Raw genomic sequence first — 882 nt, forward strand, 5'->3', positions numbered from 1 at the left:
TTTTTTGCACTAAACAAAAGCTAGCCTCTAATTGCGTTAAGTGCAAAATTTAAGATGGGTGTCTTGTTTATTTACTGTATAACCTATAAAAATTATATTCAACTTTATAAGACTGCTGCTTTCTCTTTAATGCAAATTCGCTTTGCTTAATTTTTGGATGGTTTATGTAGCTTGGTATTTTAATCGCTTTAATAACACATGGCTCGGCATCAAGCATGCACTCGACAATACAGCCACACCCGCTCCAAAGCGATGTTAGCGTATCGCCCATTTCAATGTGTTTAAAATGAGGCTGTAAAAGAGGAAGATAAAATGCCATAGCTATATTAAGTCATTAAGTTTTTTATAGTTTAACATTAGAAGGTATTTTTAATAAAACGATAGCATTCATAGCCCCTTTCTTTTTAAAGTGACACCCACCTTAATTTCTACAAAGTGAATTACAAAAAGTTAAAGTTAACTAATGAATTTATGTTTTTTAACTGTCCAAAAATAATTTGAGTTTTAAAATAGAGGTATTACTAAATAAAGCTCAAATGCCAGCCACAAAAAAACCTACATTATGTAGTTGGAGTGCTCAAAAAGTGATTTGGCTCTAAGCGAATAACTTTGCGCAGTTACTGATATTAGCTCGCCGCTTTCGGTTTAAGTTTTCGCAATACCCTTCTTGTGAGGCTGGCCTGCCCACTGCACCATGAAATATGCGCGTAAATTGTGTGGTGAGTTTTAACCAGTTTTCTGATGATATATTAAGCCTTTCTAACAAAGGAAGGGTCATATTATCTATATACCCGTGCTTATCCTCTCGCATTACTCGCCCTGTTAGCTCAACGAGTTCAAGGTACGATTTAAGCTCAAACGGCAGCCCTTTAGGCATTACTT

At 35.4% G+C, this 882-nt stretch carries 2 pseudogenes; both read right to left on the reverse strand.

Annotation, left to right across the window (positions count from 1 at the left end):
* Positions 1–70: 70 nt before the first annotated feature.
* Positions 71–319, reverse strand: a pseudogene (locus tag PAT01_RS20020) (kinase); the annotation flags it as partial.
* Positions 320–595: 276 nt separating this feature from the next.
* Positions 596–882 (reverse strand): annotated as a pseudogene (locus PAT01_RS20025) (transposase); the annotation flags it as partial.

It is taken from the genome of Pseudoalteromonas atlantica (assembly GCA_007988745.1).
GTDB classification, from domain to species: domain Bacteria; phylum Pseudomonadota; class Gammaproteobacteria; order Enterobacterales; family Alteromonadaceae; genus Pseudoalteromonas; species Pseudoalteromonas atlantica.